The 17,730-nt window shown below is 65.0% G+C and carries 14 protein-coding genes; 7 read left to right on the top strand and 7 right to left on the bottom strand.

Annotated elements, in window-relative coordinates; all coding sequences use genetic code 11:
* Positions 1-12 precede the first annotated feature (12 nt).
* Positions 13-1,611 carry a CdaR family transcriptional regulator gene (locus KTR40_RS16505; RefSeq protein ID WP_228404413.1) on the bottom strand — a complete coding sequence of 533 codons (1,599 nt, stop codon included), beginning with the start codon at positions 1,609-1,611 and terminating at the stop codon, positions 13-15.
* A gap of 103 nt (positions 1,612-1,714) precedes the next feature.
* Here KTR40_RS16505 and KTR40_RS16510 point away from each other — a divergent pair, with 103 nt between their 5' ends.
* The 6 genes from KTR40_RS16510 to KTR40_RS16535 all read left to right on the top strand — a co-directional run bounded on the left by KTR40_RS16510 (position 1,715) and on the right by KTR40_RS16535 (position 7,647).
* Positions 1,715-2,581 (top strand): GNAT family N-acetyltransferase, encoded by an 867-nt coding sequence (locus KTR40_RS16510; RefSeq protein ID WP_228404414.1) that lies wholly within the window; start codon positions 1,715-1,717, stop codon positions 2,579-2,581.
* Positions 2,582-2,602: 21 nt separating this feature from the next.
* Complete coding sequence (locus KTR40_RS16515) at positions 2,603-3,541, top strand: ABC transporter substrate-binding protein (RefSeq protein ID WP_228404415.1); 939 nt, start codon at positions 2,603-2,605, stop codon at positions 3,539-3,541.
* Positions 3,538-4,554, top strand: coding sequence for an amino acid ABC transporter permease (locus tag KTR40_RS16520; protein WP_139030588.1), 1,017 nt, complete (start codon positions 3,538-3,540; stop codon positions 4,552-4,554). The genes KTR40_RS16515 and KTR40_RS16520 overlap by 4 nt, the downstream gene beginning before the upstream one ends.
* Complete coding sequence (locus KTR40_RS16525; protein WP_228404416.1) at positions 4,551-5,360, top strand: amino acid ABC transporter ATP-binding protein; 810 nt, start codon at positions 4,551-4,553, stop codon at positions 5,358-5,360. Before KTR40_RS16520 ends, KTR40_RS16525 begins: the two co-directional genes overlap by 4 nt.
* 44 nt (positions 5,361-5,404) lie before the next feature.
* Positions 5,405-6,529: a mandelate racemase/muconate lactonizing enzyme family protein gene (locus tag KTR40_RS16530; protein ID WP_228404417.1), complete on the top strand. Its 1,125-nt coding sequence runs from the start codon at positions 5,405-5,407 to the stop codon at positions 6,527-6,529.
* A gap of 68 nt (positions 6,530-6,597) precedes the next feature.
* Positions 6,598-7,647 carry an amidohydrolase gene (locus tag KTR40_RS16535; protein ID WP_255708232.1) on the top strand — a complete coding sequence of 350 codons (1,050 nt, stop codon included), beginning with the start codon at positions 6,598-6,600 and terminating at the stop codon, positions 7,645-7,647.
* A gap of 172 nt (positions 7,648-7,819) precedes the next feature.
* Here KTR40_RS16535 and KTR40_RS16540 read toward each other — a convergent pair whose 3' ends face one another.
* From KTR40_RS16540 to KTR40_RS16565, 6 genes are all read right to left on the bottom strand, one after another.
* Positions 7,820-9,160: a right-handed parallel beta-helix repeat-containing protein gene (locus KTR40_RS16540; protein WP_228404419.1), complete on the bottom strand. Its 1,341-nt coding sequence runs from the start codon at positions 9,158-9,160 to the stop codon at positions 7,820-7,822.
* A gap of 24 nt (positions 9,161-9,184) precedes the next feature.
* A complete protein-coding gene (locus tag KTR40_RS16545; protein WP_228404420.1) occupies positions 9,185-10,768 on the bottom strand; it encodes a glycoside hydrolase family 32 protein in 1,584 nt (527 codons plus the stop codon).
* 35 nt (positions 10,769-10,803) lie between these two features.
* The gene (locus KTR40_RS16550; RefSeq protein WP_228404421.1) at positions 10,804-11,856 is read right to left on the bottom strand and encodes a LacI family DNA-binding transcriptional regulator; all 1,053 of its coding nucleotides are present in this window, start codon (positions 11,854-11,856) and stop codon (positions 10,804-10,806) included.
* Positions 11,857-11,924: 68 nt separating this feature from the next.
* Positions 11,925-12,875, bottom strand: a complete 951-nt coding sequence (locus KTR40_RS16555) for a carbohydrate ABC transporter permease (protein WP_228404422.1) — start codon at positions 12,873-12,875, stop codon at positions 11,925-11,927.
* A complete protein-coding gene (locus KTR40_RS16560; protein ID WP_228404423.1) occupies positions 12,875-13,762 on the bottom strand; it encodes a carbohydrate ABC transporter permease in 888 nt (295 codons plus the stop codon). The genes KTR40_RS16555 and KTR40_RS16560 overlap by 1 nt, the downstream gene beginning before the upstream one ends.
* Positions 13,763-13,842: 80 nt before the next feature.
* Positions 13,843-15,120: an ABC transporter substrate-binding protein gene (locus KTR40_RS16565; RefSeq protein ID WP_228404424.1), complete on the bottom strand. Its 1,278-nt coding sequence runs from the start codon at positions 15,118-15,120 to the stop codon at positions 13,843-13,845.
* Positions 15,121-15,404: 284 nt separating this feature from the next.
* On the opposite strand from KTR40_RS16565, the gene katG reads away from it, so the two are divergent.
* Positions 15,405-17,699 (top strand): catalase/peroxidase HPI, encoded by a 2,295-nt coding sequence (gene katG, locus KTR40_RS16570; protein WP_228404425.1) that lies wholly within the window; start codon positions 15,405-15,407, stop codon positions 17,697-17,699.
* The last annotated feature ends 31 nt before the right edge of the window (positions 17,700-17,730 follow it).

The following is a 17,730-nucleotide window of genomic DNA, read 5'->3' on the forward strand; positions in this document are numbered from 1 at the left end:
TGGCTTGCCCAGTTAGTTCAGCTCGAGCACGTGCAGGCTAAGCCATAGCACCAGCGTGTCCTCGGGCTGGTCCAGATCCACGTCGAAGAGCTCGCGCAGGCGCTTGAGCCGGTACCGGAGCGTGTTCTGGTGCAGGGACAACGCCGCCGCCGTCCTTGCCGAATCCCGGGAGCAGTCAAGGTAGGTTCGCAGCGTCAGGGCATATCCGGTGCCGAAATCAGCGTCGTACTCTTGGATCCTCCGTGCGGCAGCGGAGAGAAGGTGCGGTGCCGCACGGAACGCCGCAGCCAGTTCCAGGAGCGTGAGGCGGCTGCGGACCTCCGCTGCGCTGGCGTACGTGCCGGAGGAGCCGTCCGAGGCAAGCATCAGCAGGACAAGGTCAGCGTCATGCCGTGAACGGCTGATCTCCGAGACGGCGCCGACGGCGGGACCGGCCGCCGCCCGCAGCTCAACTCCCAGCGATGCCCGGGCACGATCGATGAGCCTGCGGGCAAGGGCACCGATTGGGCCAAGGGAAGACGGAGCCGCGGCCGGGAATATCGCGTAGATGGTGGGCCCCACCTGAACGCACTGCGCGCCCTGGCCATGGGCTTCACATTGCGTGGTCACCAAATCCACAATCCGGACCAGCGTTGTCTCGGCTGCCTGCCCGGCCTCCGGCTGCAAGGCGACGACGGCGAAAGGACCGGAGTGCCGCAGCCCCAGCTGTTCTGCAGCCAGGACGGCGTCGTCCCCTCCGTCGAGGAGCCTGCGCAGCAGCTCCGCCCGCTGCTGGCGCGCAAGATCATGGCTATTGCGGGCGCGAAGCATATGGAGCGCCGCGATGTCCGCGGCACGTTCCAGTGCCTGTTCGGCGTCACTGTCCAAGTCGCCGTGCACATCGACAACCCAGATCGATCCCAGGGGCTCCTTCCCTGCCCGGACCGCAATCGCCAACCTGTCCATGGCAGGCCGGACACCCTCGATCCGGACTGCCCCCGAGGCCCGAAACACCGCTGCGTACTGGCTGGCGTTCTCAGGCAGGTATGGAACCTGCCGGCCCAGGATTCCCCTTCGCCGGTCCTCATCAATCGGCTGGTCCTCCAGCGTGGAGTACGCCAGCACCTGCTCCTGCAGGTTCTCGATGGTCGTGGCCCCGCCCACCATCGCGGCAATAGCGTTTGCCAACGCAAAGAGATCACCCACTCCCAGGGGTGAGATTGTGCTGCCGGCATCTGCCGAAGCATTGAGGGCTGAATCCAGGAGCGCGTTGAGATGGCGCCACCTCACGTCGTCGTCCACCACCAGGAGGGCGATGCCGGCCTCGTCCGCCACCGCTGCGAGGTGTCCGATGTCCTGGTGGAGCTTCTTGACCACCACCGCGGCAAATCCGGCTTCCGCCGCGTTCCGGATCACGCTTGCAGTGCCCGGATCTGCGGGGTGCAACCCGATCCCGAGCAAAATGCCCCCGCGCAGCCCTTCAAGCGGCACGAAGGGGTCATAGAGCGACGGACTCATCAAGGACACTTTGGGCGGCACCGCCGTTGAACCCAGGACCAGTCCGGTGTCTTCGAGCATCTTCAGCAGTCGGGGCAGGTGGATGCTGTCATTGGGACGGGCGGCCTCGATCATAACGCTGAGCTTCCCATCTCTAGTGCCGGAGCACAAGAAAGTTGGATAACCTTCGTAGCCTGCACTGAAGCCGTCGCGTGCTGGCACAGCAGATAGTTGACCCATGTCACTTACTCTTGATGCCGGCCCGGCCGCTCTCCAGGCCGCAGAATCAGCAACCGCAGCAGCGTCCAGGGCCGGTGTGCTGGTGGTGGACGAACACGACCGCGACCGGCTCCGGGACGTGGAAGCACTGCTTATTGCCATCTGGGGCATGTCGCCGCACGGAGCACCCATCCCCTTCGACCTTCTGCGCAGCATTTCCCATTCGGGCTGCAACGTGTCCGCCGCCTACAACCAGGCCGGGCAACTGTGCGGAGCAGCGGTGGGCATCGTCTCCCCTGGAGGGCGATCCACCTACTCATTGATTGCCGGCGTGCTTCCCGGCGCCGGCGACAAAGGCGTCGGTTTCGCCCTTAAACAACACCAGCGTGCTTGGTCACTGGCCCGGGGCATCGACACCATGACCTGGACCTTTGACCCGCTGGTCAGCCGCAATGCCCGTTTCAACCTCACCAAGCTGGGAGCGTACGCATCAGAGTATGCCCGCAACTTCTATGGCCAGATGCAGGACGAGATCAACGCCAACGACGAAAGCGACCGGCTCGTGGCGGTCTGGCCGCTGGCCTCCCAGCGGAGCATGGATGCCGGCCGCGGAATCCACGCGGAGATCGAACTTCCACCTGACCACTTGGCTGGCGTCCTCGAATACGGCCCCGATTCGCTGCCTGTCCTCCTGGAATCGGGCGGAACGCTGTGGTGCCGCGCACCGCGGGACATCGTGGCACTCCGCGGCTCGAACCCCGACGCCGCTGCCCGGTGGCGTGTGCTCGTGCGGGAGATCCTCGAGCCTGCCTTCGCCTCGGGACGCCAAGCATCAGGCGTCACCCGCAGCGGCTGGTACAAGCTGACCGCCCCTGACCAGGCCTAACCCCACCCAAGAGGAGTACACATGAGCATCACATCCCGTGAAGTAACGGTCCGGGCGACCGTCCTGGCCGCCGGCCTCGCACTGGCGACAGGCCTGGCCGCTTGCTCGGCAGGCTCAACACCTGCCAGCAATTCCAGCACTTTTTCGGCAGGCGCCGCGGACCCAGCCGCCGCCGCTGCCCTGCCCGAACGCTTCAAGAGCGCGGGCGTCATCAACGTCGCCTCCGACATCCCCTACCCGCCGATGGAGATGTTCGACGAGAACCAGCAGCTCACAGGCCTGGACTACGACCTCGCCCAGGCCCTCGGAGCCAAGCTCGGTGTGCGGTTGGAACTCCAGACCCAGGCGTTCGACAGCATCATTCCCTCACTGCAGTCGGGCAAGAACGACATCATCATGTCGGGGATGAACGATACGCCCGAGCGCCAGGAAACCCTGGATTTCGTGGACTACCTGCACGCAGGATTCTCCATCCTGGTCCCGGAAGGAAACCCGGGAAACATCACCACCGTCCTGGACCTGTGCGACAAAGATGTCGCCGTGCAGAAGGCCACCGTCCAGGCCGAAATCCTGCGCACGTACGACCAGCAGTGCCTGGACAAGGGATCGAAACCTGTCAGGATCTCCGAGCTCCCGCTGGAGACGGACGTCCAGACAGCCGTCCGTTCCGGCAAAGCCGCAGCCGACGTCGTCGACTCGGCGGTAGCGGCCTATGCCGCCAGCACCGCCGGTGGCGGGAAGATCTTCGATCTGGTCAAAGACCCTGCCAACCCGGCCGGATACAACCCCGTGTATACCGGCATTGGTGTGCTCAAGCAGGACGCGGAGCTTTCGAAGGCATTGCTGGCCGCGCTCCAGTCGCTCGTCGCCGACGGCACCTACGGGGAGATCCTGGCCAAATACAACCTCTCGGACTACACCGTCAAGGAGGCAGGACTGAACCTGGGCGGTAAGCCATGACCCCCGCCGTCGCAACCCCTCGCCAGCAGCCTGCTGCCCCCGGAACCGGGCCTGCCCGTGGAGGCGGCCAGGATGACGTCGTAGCCGTCCCCCTCCGGCACCCCTGGCGCTGGGTGGGAGCCGCCCTCCTTGCCCTGGGCGCCGCCGCGCTGGCGTCGTCGCTGTGGACCAACCCGAACATCGACCATGCCACCATCGCGGCGTATCTGTTCCACCCCCGGGTCCTCGGGGGCATCGGCCTGACGATCGTCCTCACCGTAGTCTCCATGGTGGTGTCCACGGTCCTGGGCGTTTTCCTCGCAGTGATGCGGCTTTCCCGGAACCCCGTCATGAACGCCTTCGCCTGGTTCTACGTCTGGATCTTCCGGGGCACCCCACTGCTGATCCAGGTGGTCTTTTGGGGCTACCTGGGCCTGCTCTATTCACAGATATCGCTGGGCATTCCCTTCACGGACTTCACCGTCTTCTCCGTGGATACGAACACCCTGGTCCCGGCCTTCACCGCCGGGCTGTTGGCCCTGACCCTGAACCAGGCCGCCTATTCAGCGGAAATCATCCGCGGCGGGATGCTGTCCGTCGACGCCGGTCAGCACGAAGCCGCCTCTTCCCTGGGAATGTCCCCCGCTTTCACCCTCTTTAGGGTTGTCCTGCCCCAGGCCATGCGGGTCATCATCCCGCCAATGGGCAATGAGACGATCTCGATGCTGAAGAACACGTCCCTGCTCTCCGTCATCGCGGTGCTTGAGCTCTACACCGTGGCCACGCAGATCTCTTCCCAGAACCTGCGCCAAGTGGAACTCCTCATCGTTGTCAGCTGCTGGTACCTCTTCCTCACTTCCGTCCTGTCCGTGCCCCAGTACTACCTGGAGCGCCACTACGGCAGGGGCAACGCCCGGCAGCAGGCTCCCACTCCCCTGGCCAGGATCAGGGCAATACTCGGCAAACAGCGGGCCCCCGGTACCGCAACGTCCCCCGGTTCGGCCCCGAAAGCATCGAAAGGACACCAGTCATGACCCAGGCATTGGCCTCCCCAAGGCCTTCTGGCCACGGCCCGACAGCGCAGCCGCTCCTGGTGGCCAGCAACGTACGGAAGCACTACGGCGGCGTCGAGGTCCTCAAAGGCATCTCCCTGAGAGTCAACAGCGGCGAGGTCATGTGCCTGCTGGGCCCCTCCGGTTCCGGCAAGTCCACCTTCCTCCGGTGCATCAACCACCTGGAAAGGATCGACGGCGGGCGGATCTCCGTTGCGGGCGACCTGATCGGTTACGCGCAACGCCAGGACAGGATCTTCGAGATGAGCCCCCGCGAGGTGGCAAAACAGCGCCGCGGCATCGGAATGGTGTTCCAGCGCTTCAACCTCTTTCCGCACATGACCGCACTGGAGAACATCTGGGCCGCGCCGGTCGGCGTAAAAAGGATCCCCAAGGCAGCGGCAGTCAAGCGCGGGATGGAACTGCTGGACCGGGTGGGCCTGGCCCACCTGGCCAAGGCCTACCCGGCACAGCTCTCGGGCGGGCAGCAGCAGCGCGTCGCCATCGCCCGCGCACTTGCCATGGATCCGCAGCTGCTCCTGTTCGACGAGCCAACCAGCGCCCTTGACCCGGAACTGGTGGGAGATGTCCTGGATGTCATGCGCACCCTGGCAGCGGAGGGGATGACCATGATCGTTGTGACCCACGAGATCGGATTCGCCCGCGGGGCCGGTGACAGCGTGGTGTTCATGGACGGCGGCGTGGTGGTGGAGTCCGGCACGCCGGAAGAGGTGCTGGACAATCCGCAAAATCCCCGGACCACCTCCTTCCTGGAAAGCGTGATGTAGTCCAGCTTCACCTGTCTCCGCCGAACCGTCCCCCTCCTTGAACTGTGAGCCAAGCATTGAAGATCTCCCGCGCCACCATCACCCTTATCGACCTCCCGCTGCTGGAACCGTTCGTGGTTTCCTACGACAGCTACGCCTCCATGCCGAGCGTCATCCTCACCCTGGAGACCGACGACGGCCTGACCGGGTACGGCGAAAGCGTCCCGGACGGGCACATCACCGGAGAGACGCCCACCGGGACGGTTGAGGCACTGCGGACGGAACTGATTCCCGCAGTGCTGGGGCTTGACCCCCGCGACACCACAGCCGTCCACCAGCACCTCAACAAGGCGCTGAAAGGCTGCGGAGCCGCGAAGGCCGCCGTCGACATTGCCTGCTGGGACCTGGCCGGAAAGGCGGCCAACCGCCCCATCTACGGCCTGCTCGGCGGGCGCCGGCCCGAGCAGCCCACCATCGCCCGCGTCATGAGCATTCTTGCCCCGGAGATCCTGGCTGAACAGGCAGTCCAGGCGCGGAGCCAGGGTTACCGCCACCTCAAGATGAAGCTCGGCGGCGGCGACGGCCTGGATATTGAACGCGTCCGGGCTGTCCGCGCAGCAATCGGCCCGGACCTCGCCATCCGGGTGGACGCAAACCAGGGGTGGGCCGATCCCGCAACGGCAAGAGAGATGATTGCAGCCTTGGAACCCTACGGAATCGACTGGGTGGAACAGCCGCTCCACGCGGACGATATCGACGGTTTCAAGCTGCTGCGCCAGGCCACCGGCGCCCGCCTCATGGCCGACGAATCAGTGGTGGACGCCGCCGACTTGGTCCGGTTTGTCCGGGACCGTTCGGTGGACATGGTCAACCTCAAGCTCATGAAGAGCGGCGGAATCACACCCTGCCACCGCCTGGCCACCCAAGCCGAACTCGGCGGCCTCAAGGTCCAGATCGGTTCCATGCTGGAAACCAGCATCGCCTCGGCCGCCGGATTCCACTTGGCCCTGTCCCATCCAAACATTGTGTCCACCGAGCTCTCCGGACCGGTGAAGTTCGCCCGGGAACCCGGAAACCTTCCCTACGTCCTGCCTGAAGTGCAGATCGGCGAGGGCCCGGGGCTGGGGGTAGACGTGGACCTCGATGTCCTGGCCGATCTAACTGTCAGCGAGTGCGGGGTCACTGCGTGATCAATGAGGCAGCGCGCCAACGTCTTCATGACATTTGGAACCACCTGCACGATCACCCGGAACCGAGCATGGAGGAGTTTGCCACCTCCGCGTACCTTGCCGGCCTGCTCGCGGAAGCGGGCCTCGAACCACGGAAATTTTCTGACTTTCCCGGTTTCACCGTGGATGCCGGGAAGGGAATTCCCAGGATAGGGCTCAGGGCTGACATGGATGCCCTGGTGCAGGAGGTGGACGGGAAACGGATTGCCGTGCATTCGTGCGGCCATGATGCCAACATGGCGATAGTCGCTTCCGTCATGCTCGAACTTGCGGAGCAGCCGGAGCCGGTCAACGGAGCCGTCCGTGCCATCTTCCAACCCGCGGAGGAGGCGGGCAACGGGGCGGAACTGGTGGCGTCACTTGGTGTCGCGGACGGGCTTGAGTATCTCTTTGGCGTGCACCTGCGCCCGCAGCAGGAACTCCCCGCTCCCTGCATGGCACCCGCTATCTCCCACGGGGCCTGCCTCTTCGCCATCGGCACCATCACAGGTGAGGACCACCACGGGGCACGGCCCCACCTCGGGGCGAACGCCGTCGAACTTGCGCTTGAAATCTCGGCAGGGCTGCAGCGCATCAAGGTCGATCCGCAAATCCCGAGTTCCGCGAAAATGACGATGCTGCACGCCGGCGGAAGCAACCTCAACGTCATCCCCGGCAGCGGATGCTTCGGGGTAGACCTGCGCGCCCAAACCAACGAAGCCATGGCCACGCTGCGGACGGGGCTGGTGGAGGTGTGCCGATCGGTGGCGGCGAACAGCGGGGCGGAGATCCGCCTCGACTTCCGGGATGAGGTGCCTGCTGCAGTGATAGGGCAAAAGGCCGAGGACGTCCTGGCTTCGTCGGTCACGGCGACATTAGGCAGGGAGCACCTGCGTCCCAGGATCGTCACGTCCGGCTCGGACGACTTCCACTTCTACACCCGGCGGAACCCTGCGCTTCAGGCGGCCATGCTGGCCGTCGGGGCCAACGTCCAACCCGGACTCCACCACCCGGCCATGACGTTCGACGGCGGCGCGATGGAACGCGCCGTGGATGTCCTTCTGGCGTCCTGCCGGCAGTTGCTGGCCCGGAGCGGATAGAAGGCAGGTCGAGTCATGCGGGGAGGTGATTGGGCCTGCCGGGAAGGGCGGCTAAAGCCAAGCACGCACATGACTTGATTCTCTGGAACATGCTGAACACGAAATAGCAGTCAGCGCGTAGAAGGGCGATCGGATACACCGGCCGCCCTTCTACGGCAAGTGCATGTGCAGCCTAGGAACCCACCGTGGGTGTGGCCCTGACAGCATTAACAGCCCTGTCTGCGGCAACCTGTGCGTCGCTTCCTGAATCCAGGATCGTGTTCCGTACTGACCCGGCATCGACCATCACGGCCGTCACCGCGAGACCGTCCGAGGCTTCAGTGGTCAACAGGGCGTCCACTTGGGCCGAGAAGCACGAGTCGCTCGATTTGGCGTGGACGTCCATCGCCACCACATGGTTGTTGGAGACGAAGTTGCCCGCTCCCGCCCTCAGCCGAATGATGACGGGCGTGGCGCCGGCCGGCCGGATGCCCTGCGAGTCGATGACCTCAGAGAAGTGGTTGCCGATGACGGAGTTGTTGCTGCCGCTCACGGAGAGCAATCCGTGGAGGTCGTCCAGTCCGTTGTCCACTCCCACGAACGGCGTCCAGGGCTCGTGGTCCCGCAGGAAGTGGTTCGTGGCCACAAGGTTTTCCGAACTGTTGCCCTCGAGAACCAGCATCCCGGGGTAGAAGGAATGCAAACGGTTACTGGTGACGCTTGAACGCGTGACGCCGTTGAAATGGACGCTGCTTGCACCACGGGGAAAGACGTTGTTGGCCGTGACCAGGAGCCCGCCATGGTTCTCGGCGTAGATCGAGCGGCCTTTGGGCCCTGCTCCGATCAGGTTGTCGGTGATCTTGGATGCCTGTCCCCACCCCCGCAACTCGATGCAGCTTCCGCATTCGGCGATGAAGTTGTCGTGAATCGAAAGCGCGTCCGCGTTGTGGATAGTGAGGGCATTTTCGAGGTAAACAAAGCCCATGCCATTGACGCGGAAGGAGTCATTGGCGCTGGCGACATAGATGCCGGTCTTGCCGTTGACGTAGGTGTTCTCCGCAGGCAGCCCCGAGCCGTCCGGGGTGAAGTGCAGCCCGTCGATGCAGAAGTTGGAGAACTCCACCGAGCTGATCCGCGGGCTCCCGCTTCGCTCAATGTAAAAGGCGGCGCCCCTGGATTCCTCCCCGTCGCCGGAGGCCGGAAGGTCAACGATAATCCGGCTCCCGCCGGGCCACAGCTCATGCAGGTCCGGCCATTCGTCCTCGGGAACGTTGAACCGGATGCTCGACGACGTAAACCCGTGTCCCGAGCCCTCGATGCGAAGGAAGCTGACGTCGATCACCACCTGCGTGCGGAGGTGGTAGTCCCCCGGCGGAAGGTAGATCACCGCGCCCGGCTTTCCGCCATTGTTCACATCATTGGCGTTCTGCCGTTCCTTGATGTCGGCAATGATGCTGTTGATCACTTCGCCGACGTCCTTGGACGGATTGCCCACAGGCCACGTCGTCACGTCGTAGTAGTTGTTGCTTGGCATGGGTTCTTCCCGGTCGAGTTGCGGTTATTTGAGTGTTGAGACGGCGAGTTTCAGGATTGTTGCTGGGCCTCCCGCGGCCGACAGCCAGTTCTCCTGGTCTCCGGCCCCGGGGAAGATGAGGTCCGTGAGGACCACCTTGCCGCCCTGCGCGAAGACCTCCACCGAGCAGTGGTCGACGACGATCTGCAGCTTGAGCACGCCGTCTTCCAGTGCCAGCGGGGCTGACTCCACCGAGGAAAACTTCTTGTGGAATCCGGTGTCGCCTGACCGCGTGCGGTCCAGGACGAGTTGGGCAGTGGCGGTGTTGTAGCTCAGGACAGTCCCCGCGGTTCCTTCATCGTTACCAAGGAGCCGGAAGGCCACGTGGTCGGCGCTCGCGGGCAGGATCTCCGCCTCGATGACCTGGGCGCTGCCGGGTACCGCATCCGGCAACCGGAAAGCTGAATTCCGCAGCTCAAGGGTGCCTGCGTTCATCTGCTCCGCAGCAGCAGGCACGTTCTCTCCTCCGGAGGGCTGGGCAAGCACCGGCTTCTGGACCAGACGCGCGGAGCAGTCCACTGCCGTGAGCCGCAGTTCGCGGGCGAGGGTCATCGAGGACCGCCAAGGCGCGGTGGGCAGTTCATTGGCGTAGTCCCAGTTGTTCATCCAGCCGATGATGATGCGCCGGCCGTCGGGGGCATTGCTGAAGGACACGGAGGCGTAGCAGTCACGGCCCCAGTCCAGCCACAGGCAGTGCTGCAGGGCTGCAGCGACTGCGGCGGGCTCACCGCCGGCACTGACCCCTGCAGGCGCCACAACTGAACCGGCGTCCGGAACGAAGCGGACGCCGTCGAATGTCCCTACAAAGTACTGGCCGCCGGAACCTCCGGCGACGGCACCGGGGTTGACGTTCACGATCAGTACCCATCTGACGTTCTCCGGGTCCCCGTCCACCGCCAGGGGAAACAGGTCCGGGCACTCCCATTCGCCCTGGTCCGCGTTGGCCGGGCCGAAGTCGCTCAGGAAGTCCCAGGATTTCAGGTCGTCCGAGCGGTAGAACACCACCTTCTGGTGCTGCGCCTCGACGGCGACCATGATCCAGCAGGTGCCCTGGTCCCCCTGGTACTTGAAGACTTTGGGATCGCGGAAATGCGCGGAGTTCCGGGTGAGGACAGGGTTTCCGTCGTATTTGCGCCAGGTCATCCCCGCATCTGTGCTGTACGCCAGGGACTGGGCCTGCGTGCCGTGGTGTTCGGACGCCGCCTTGTAGGCACTGGTATAGATGGCTACGAGGGCCGGTTCGTCCGCAGTGCCGAATCCGGCCGTGTTGCCGTGGTCCACAACGACGCTTCCCGAGAAGATGTCCTCTGCCTCGTCACAGGCAATGGCAACAGGGTGTTCCGACCAATGCAGCAGATCGGCCGAGGTGGCGTGGCCCCAGGACATGTTGCCCCAGACGTTGCCGTACGGGTTGTTCTGGAAGAAGAGGTGGTACATCCCGTTATGGAACACCAGGCCGTTGGGGTCGTTCAGCCAGGTGTCCCTTGCCGTGAAGTGGATGGCCGGCCGGAACCTGGAGGTTTCCGCCGGAGGTGTTTCCGGGCGTGCGGCATCAAGGCAACTGGACATGTCTGGCGTTCCTTAGGGAGTGGAGGGGCCGGCTGCTAATGCCGGGGAGCCGCGATGGAATCGCGGCGGACCAGCGGGCAGCCCAGAATGGTCGGGTGGAGTGCCATGAGGGAAAGGTCGGTTTTCCCCTCAACGGCGTCAATCAGGTGCTCAGTGGCCCAGGCACCCATCTCGTAGTGGGGCAGGGCAACAGTGGTGAGGCCCGGGTGAAGGTTGGCGGCGATCAGTTCCTGGTCATCGAAACCGACGACCGAAAGGTCAGCGGGGATGCTGAGCCCTAGTTCGGCAGCGGCGCGGTAGGCTCCCATCGCCATCCGGTCGTTGTAGCAGAACAAGGCCGTAGGCATATCGGCGCGGTCGCTGCGGGACAGCATCCGCCGGGCAGCCTCGTAGCCGCCCTGCACCTCGGACGGCTCAGACTCCATAGGCGCCGCGTCGCCGTCGAGCCCTGCTTCGTTCAGCGTTGCCCGGAAGGCCCGCAGCCGCTGGGTGGTTGCGGGCACGTCGTCGGTGTTGTTGAGGAACCCCACTCGGGTGTGGCCCGCTTCGAGGAGCGCCCCCACGGCGGCGCGCGCACCACCTTCCTCGTCCGGAATCACGGCAGTGATGTTTCCGCCGATGGCCACCGAGTCCACCAGGACAGAGGGCACGCTGCCGAGGTTGGCCGGCAGCTCCACGTTGCGGTGGTACATGGTGGCGTAGAGGATGCCGTCCACCCGGCGCTCCAGGAGGGCCTCGACGTCAGCCTGCCGGGACTCGAGGCTCGCCGAGCCGGAGGTGTTGATGATCATGAGTCCGTATCCCCGGGCTTTGGCGGCCTCGTCAGCGCCGAGGATGATCCGGCCGGCGTGCGGCGTGGTGGCGATATCCTCGCTCACCAAGCCCAGCATGCCGGTCCGCTGGGTGCGGAGGGCCTGGGCGAGGCGGTTGGGACCATAACCCAGTTGCTCCGCTACGGACCGGACCTTGTTCCGGGTCTCGGAACTGATCCGGGCGTAGGAAACATCGTTGAGCACGTGGGAGACGGTTGTCACTGAGACCCCGGCGGCGACGGCCACATCCTTGATGCCGATGTTCTTGTTGCTCATCTGTCTCCCACGTCCTTATGGTTGGTGATGCCCCTGGGGGTTACCAGTAGGCTACTCGTTGCTGGCGCCTAGCCCTTGACGGCGCCGAGCGTCATCCCTGCCACGATCTTGCGCTGCAAGAGGAGGGTCAGGATGATGACCGGGATCGAGTAGACGGCGGCCAGTGCCGTCATGGATCCCCAGTCCAGGCCGAACTGGGTCTGGAAGTTCGCAATCACCACGGGCGTCGTCTGGGACCGGATGGCGGTCATCAGGAGGGCGAAGAGGAACTCGTTCCAGGACGCCAGGAAGGCGAAGATCGCGGTGACGGCTATGCCGCCTGAAACCACCGGGATCACCACCCGCCACAGGGCTCCGAGCCTGCTGCAGCCATCCACGGTCGCAGCTTCCTCCAGGTCCTTCGGCACCGCTTCGAAGAAGCTGGACATCAGCCAGATCGAGAGCGGCAGCGAGATGGTGGTGTGGGCGATGGACAATGCAATCGGCGTATCGGACAGTCCCATGGATGCCATCATCGAGGCCAGCGGAATCCCGATCGCCACGGGCGGCACCATGCGGGTAACCAGGGCGGCCATGATGAAGATCCGGCCGCTGAGGGTCTTGTACCTGGTGATGCCGTAGGCCGCCGGCACTGCCAGCACCAGCGAAAGCAAGGTGCTGATGATGGCCGTCTGGATGCTGTTGATAAAGGAGGCCGCGACTCCGTTGCGGCCCAGCGCGTTGGTGTAGTTCTCCAGCGTCCATTCCCGGGGCAGGATGGTGGGCGGCACCGCGATGGTATCGATCGGCGTCTTGAAGGACGTGAAGAGCAGGTACAGGAACGGGAAACCGTAGAGCACCATGGCAACTGCCAAGAGAATCCACAGCAGCGTCCTGGTGCTCCGCCGGCCCGCTTCCAGGCCTTCGCGGTTGACGCCTCGGCGCTTGCGGGGAGGGACGACGGCGGGTGGCACGGAAGGTGCCGCGGCCGCGCCAGGCCGCGTCCCGCCGTCGTACGTTGTCTTTTCTGCGACGCGCATCAGGTGTCCTTTCCTGGCCGCCAGATGGTGGCCACCGCGAAGAACGCGACGGCGAGCATGGCCAGCAGGTAGATGGTGCCCATGGCGCTTGCCAGGCCGGGATCGCCGAAGCGGATCATGGTGCGGTAGATCAGCAGGCTCATGGTTTCCGAGGCGGACTGCGGGCCGCCATTGGTTTGGATCAGGATGGTGTCAAAGGCCCGGGCGGCGTCGATGCCGCGCACTACCAGGGCCACGGCGATGACGGGCCGGAGCAGCGGGAGGATGATCCGGAACAGCATGGCCGGGGCCCTCGCACCGTCAAGCCGCGCGGCCTCGATGAGGTCCCCCGGGATGTTCTGCAGCCCGGCGAAGAGGACCAGGCACATGAACGAGGTGGTCAGCCAGATGTCCGGGATGGCCACGGAGAACAAGACAATGTTCGGGTCCGAGAGCCAGCCGACCTGGTTGGGGTTGGAGAGGATGCCGGCCTGGTGCAGGAGGGTCCCGATGAGGCCGAAGTTGTCGATCATCAGGAACTTCCAGAGGAGGCCCGCCACGATCGGCGCGATCATCAGGGGATACATAAACACCGTACGCCAGATCTGGGAGCTTCTTCCCAGGCTGGTGAAGAGCAGCGCCATGCCCAGGCCAAGGGCGAATTCGAGCGTGACCACGATCAGGGTGTAGGCCAGGGTCCGCCAGCCGGCACCTGTGAAGGCTTCCGAGGCGAAGGCCCGGAAATAGTTATCCAGGCCCACGAAGTCGCGGGGACCGCCTGCGATCGGTGAGATCTTGAAGAAGCTGTCCGCCACCAGGCGGAACAGCGGGAAGGCGACAAATACTGCCAGGAACAGCGCCGCTGGTGCCATCAGGAACAATGCGAAGCGGCGATCGGAGATACGCACGGTTTTCTCTTCCGCTGGTAGGGGCCGCGGCCGGCACCGGAGGTGCAATGCCTCACCGGCTGGTGCCGGCCACGGAGGTGCTACTTGATGAGGTCCTCGATCTGCTTCTTGGCCTCAGTGAGGAGGGTGGCGGAGTCACCGCCGGCCACGGCTTTCTGCAGCATGGGGACCAGGACGGTGTCCACGATCTGCTGCCACTTTTCGGTGGCCGGGCGGGTGGCGGTGGCCTCGCCGTTGAGGGTTTCGATCAGCGGACCGAAGCTCTCGTAGCCTTCCTTGTCCTGGTACTTCTCGAAGGCGGAGATGCGGGAGGCCAGGCCAAGGCTGGATTCGACGCCCAGGCTGTTGTGGTCGTAGGCGCACTGGACGAACTTCTTGGCCGCCTCGGTGTTCTTGGTGGTCTTCGGAACCGTGAGGTACCAGGGGCCGGGGACGCCGCCGATGCCGGCCGAACCCGCGATCATGGGGGCGGTTCCCACCTTGCCCGCCACCGGGGAGTCCTTGGGGATCTGCCGGTAGGCGTGGGCCCAGAAGCGGGTCATGGCGGTCTGGCCCTGGTTGAAGAGGTTTTGCGCGGCGGCCCAGTCCACCTGTGCTGCGCCGGACGGGGCGGACTTGGTGAGGCTGACGTAGAAGTCCAGCGCTTCCTTGTGGGCCGCGTTGTCGATGACTACCTTGTCGCCGTCCAGGACCATGGGCGAGCCGGCCTGCAGGACGTGGGCCAGCCATTCGGTTTCCACCCCGCCCTTCACGTCCGTGCCGTACATGCCGTCCTTGGTGAAGAACTCGGAGATGTCCTGGTACTGCTTCCAGGTTGTGGGGGCCGCCAGTTCGTAGCCGTACTTGGCCTGGAAGTCCGCCTTGTTCTTGGCGTCCTCGAACAGGTCCTTGCGGTAGAGGATGATCTCGGCGTTGGTCCACGCGGGCAGGCCGATGAAGTGGCCGTCCACGTTTGCTTCCTTGACCAGGGCCGGGAAGATGTCCTTCTTGGCCTCGTCCGTGAAGATTTCGTCGATCGGCTGCAGGGCGTCCTTGAAGCTTGGCAGCCACACAGAGTCCAGTGCCGCGACGTCGAACGAGACGTTGCCGGACGAGAATTCGCTGGAGAGGCGGTTGAACATGCCGTCGTAAGGCAGTTCAACGAAGTTCACGTCGACTCCGGCGTCCTTTTTGCATTGCTCGGCGACGCCGGTCAGTTCGGCGTGGCCGCCGGCCTCGACCAGGACGTTGACGGTGCTGGTGCCGGCGCTACCCGTGGTGGACGGGCCCCCTGCGCCGCACGCTGTTGCGGCCAGTGCGACGGCGGTGCAGATGCCGCCGATGGTGGCGAACCTTGTGATGGTCTTTCGAGTGGACATCGCTGTCGACTCACTTTCTCTCGAACGGAAATGGCGAGACGGTATCGGGGTGAAAAATCGTTTTGCTAAAACGACTTGGCACAAAGATATGATGGCCGCTGCAAGGTGTCAAGCATCACATTCCGAGGCGCGACGCCGCCTCCTGTGCCCCGGCACCAAGGGCAAGGGCCATCACGGGCAGCCCTAGGGCGAGCCTCTACGGGCACTCCGCACGTGGTTACATAGGAGGGTTGAACCGGCCGCCCGAGTCCGCTCCACGGCCTCGGCCACATGGAAGGAAGCAGATGACCGATCCCCAGGAACACCCCCCGGTCCCCACGCCCGGAAGCGCCCAAGGCCTGGACTCCAAGGTTGCAGGCGGATGCCCGGTGGACCACGGCAGCGTGACGTCGCACGGCAGCGAGAGCGAAAACCCGGCCATCGATTCGCCGCAGCCCAAGGGGCACCGGCCCCGGACCGTTGCTGACTGGTGGCCCAACCAGCTGGACCTCTCCGTGCTCCACGCCAACCACCCGAAGGGCAACCCGCTTGGCCCCGGCTTCAGCTACCGGGAAGAGTTCCAGAAGCTCGACGTCGAGGCCCTCAAGCAGGACATCACCGAGGTCCTCACCACCTCCCAGGACTGGTGGCCCGCGGACTTCGGCCACTATGGCGGCCTCATGATCCGCCTGAGCTGGCACGCAGCCGGCACCTACCGCGTCCACGACGGCCGCGGCGGTGCGGGCGACGGCAGCCAGCGGTTCGCGCCGCTGAACAGCTGGCCGGACAACGCCAACCTGGACAAGGCCCGGCGGCTGCTGTGGCCGGTCAAGCAGAAGTACGGCCAGAAGCTTTCCTGGGCAGACCTGCTGGTCCTGGCCGGCAATGTGGCCCTCGAGTCCATGGGCTTCAAGACGTTCGGCTTCGCCTTCGGCCGCGAGGACGTGTGGGAGCCCGAGGAGATCTTCTGGGGCCCGGAAGACACCTGGCTCGGCGACGAACGCTACATCGGCGAGGGCCAGATGTCGGAGGAGGTCGGTTCCACGGAAATGGGCCTGATCTACGTCAACCCCGAGGGGCCGATGGGCAACCCCGATCCCAAGCTCGCCGCGGCGTTCATCCGCGAGACGTTCAAGCGGATGGCCATGAATGACGAAGAGACTTTCGCGCTGATCGCTGGCGGCCACACGTTCGGCAAGACCCATGGCGCAGGCCCCGCGGATGCGCACGTAGGCCCCGAACCGGAGGGCGCCGACCTTGAGGCGCAGGGCCTTGGCTGGCTCAGCACCTACGGCAGCGGCAAGGGCGGCGACACCATCACCTCCGGCCTCGAAGTCACCTGGACGGACCGGCCCACCCAGTGGAGCAACCGCTTCCTGGAGATCCTGTTCGAATACGAGTGGGAACTGGTCAAGAGCCCCGGCGGCGCGCACCAGTGGGTCGCCAAGGATGCCCCGGAAATCATCCCGGACGCGCACGATCCCAACAAGAAGCACCGCCCCACCATGCTGACCACGGACCTGTCGCTGCGCTTCGACCCGGCCTATGAGGCGATCGGGCGGCGCTTCCTGGAGAACCCGGACGAGTTCCAGCTCGCCTTCGCTAAGGCCTGGTACAAGCTGCTGCACCGCGACATGGGACCCGTGGGCCCTCACATGCTGGGGCCCTGGGTCCCGGAGGCCCAGCTCTGGCAGGATCCGGTTCCGGAAGTCGACCACGAGCTGATCGGCGAGGAGGACATCGCCTCACTGAAGGCCCAGCTCCTGGACTCCGGCCTGACCGTCCCGCAGCTTGCGGGCACGGCGTGGGCCGCGGCGTCCACCTTCCGCAAGACCGACAAGCGCGGCGGCGCCAATGGTGGGCGTATCCGGCTGGAGCCGCAGCGGAGCTGGGAGGTCAACGAACCTGAGCAGCTGACGACGGCGGTGCAGGCGATTGAGCGCGTGCAGCAGAAGTTCAACGCGGCCCAGGCCAACGGCAAGAAAGTCTCGCTCGCGGACCTGATCGTCCTCGGCGGCTCCGCGGCCGTCGAGAAGGCCGCGCAGGATGCCGGCTTCGCCGTCACTGTGCCGTTCCGTCCGGGACGCATCGACGCCACCCAGGAGCAGACCGACGTCGACTCCTTCCAGTACCTGCAGCCGCGGGCGGACGGGTTCCGCAACTACGTGCGCCCCGGGGAGAAGCTCCAGCCCGAGACGCTCCTGCTGGACAAGGCCTACCTGCTGGACCTTTCCGCGCCGGAGATGACAGCGCTGGTGGGCGGCATGCGCGCCCTCGGGACCAACACGGGCGGTGCCGCCCACGGCGTCCTCACTGACAAGCCGGGTGTCCTGACAAACGACTTCTTCGTCAACCTGCTCTCCCCCGGCACCAAGTGGAAGGCGTCCGAGAACGAGGAGAACGTCTACGAGATCACGGACGTCGCCACCGGCGAACTGAAGTGGACCGCCACACCCGTTGACCTGGTGTTCGGCTCCAACTCCCAGCTCCGCGCCCTGTCCGAGGTCTACGCGAGCCAGGACGGCAAGGAGAAGTTCGTCAACGACTTCGTGGCCGCCTGGGTGAAAGTCATGGAGCTTGACCGCTTCGATCTGAAGTAACCCCCGCGTATTGACGTGTCAGGCCCGGCTG

It is taken from the genome of Pseudarthrobacter sp. L1SW (assembly GCF_020809045.1).
Classification (GTDB): Bacteria; Actinomycetota; Actinomycetes; order Actinomycetales; family Micrococcaceae; genus Arthrobacter.

What these genes read in the sequence shown, in the direction of transcription:
- KTR40_RS16505 (WP_228404413.1), bottom strand. Translation starts at nt 1,611, where the DNA reads ATGATCGAGGCCGCCCGTCCCAATGACAGCATCCACCTGCCCCGACTG.
- KTR40_RS16510 (WP_228404414.1), top strand. Translation starts at nt 1,715, where the DNA reads ATGTCACTTACTCTTGATGCCGGCCCGGCCGCTCTCCAGGCCGCAGAA.
- KTR40_RS16515 (WP_228404415.1), top strand. Translation starts at nt 2,603, where the DNA reads ATGAGCATCACATCCCGTGAAGTAACGGTCCGGGCGACCGTCCTGGCC.
- KTR40_RS16520 (WP_139030588.1), top strand. Translation starts at nt 3,538, where the DNA reads ATGACCCCCGCCGTCGCAACCCCTCGCCAGCAGCCTGCTGCCCCCGGA.
- KTR40_RS16525 (WP_228404416.1), top strand. Translation starts at nt 4,551, where the DNA reads ATGACCCAGGCATTGGCCTCCCCAAGGCCTTCTGGCCACGGCCCGACA.
- KTR40_RS16535 (WP_255708232.1), top strand. Translation starts at nt 6,598, where the DNA reads ATGGAGGAGTTTGCCACCTCCGCGTACCTTGCCGGCCTGCTCGCGGAA.
- KTR40_RS16540 (WP_228404419.1), bottom strand. Translation starts at nt 9,160, where the DNA reads ATGCCAAGCAACAACTACTACGACGTGACGACGTGGCCTGTGGGCAAT.
- KTR40_RS16545 (WP_228404420.1), bottom strand. Translation starts at nt 10,768, where the DNA reads ATGTCCAGTTGCCTTGATGCCGCACGCCCGGAAACACCTCCGGCGGAA.
- KTR40_RS16550 (WP_228404421.1), bottom strand. Translation starts at nt 11,856, where the DNA reads ATGAGCAACAAGAACATCGGCATCAAGGATGTGGCCGTCGCCGCCGGG.
- KTR40_RS16555 (WP_228404422.1), bottom strand. Translation starts at nt 12,875, where the DNA reads ATGCGCGTCGCAGAAAAGACAACGTACGACGGCGGGACGCGGCCTGGC.
- KTR40_RS16565 (WP_228404424.1), bottom strand. Translation starts at nt 15,120, where the DNA reads ATGTCCACTCGAAAGACCATCACAAGGTTCGCCACCATCGGCGGCATC.
- katG (WP_228404425.1), top strand. Translation starts at nt 15,405, where the DNA reads ATGACCGATCCCCAGGAACACCCCCCGGTCCCCACGCCCGGAAGCGCC.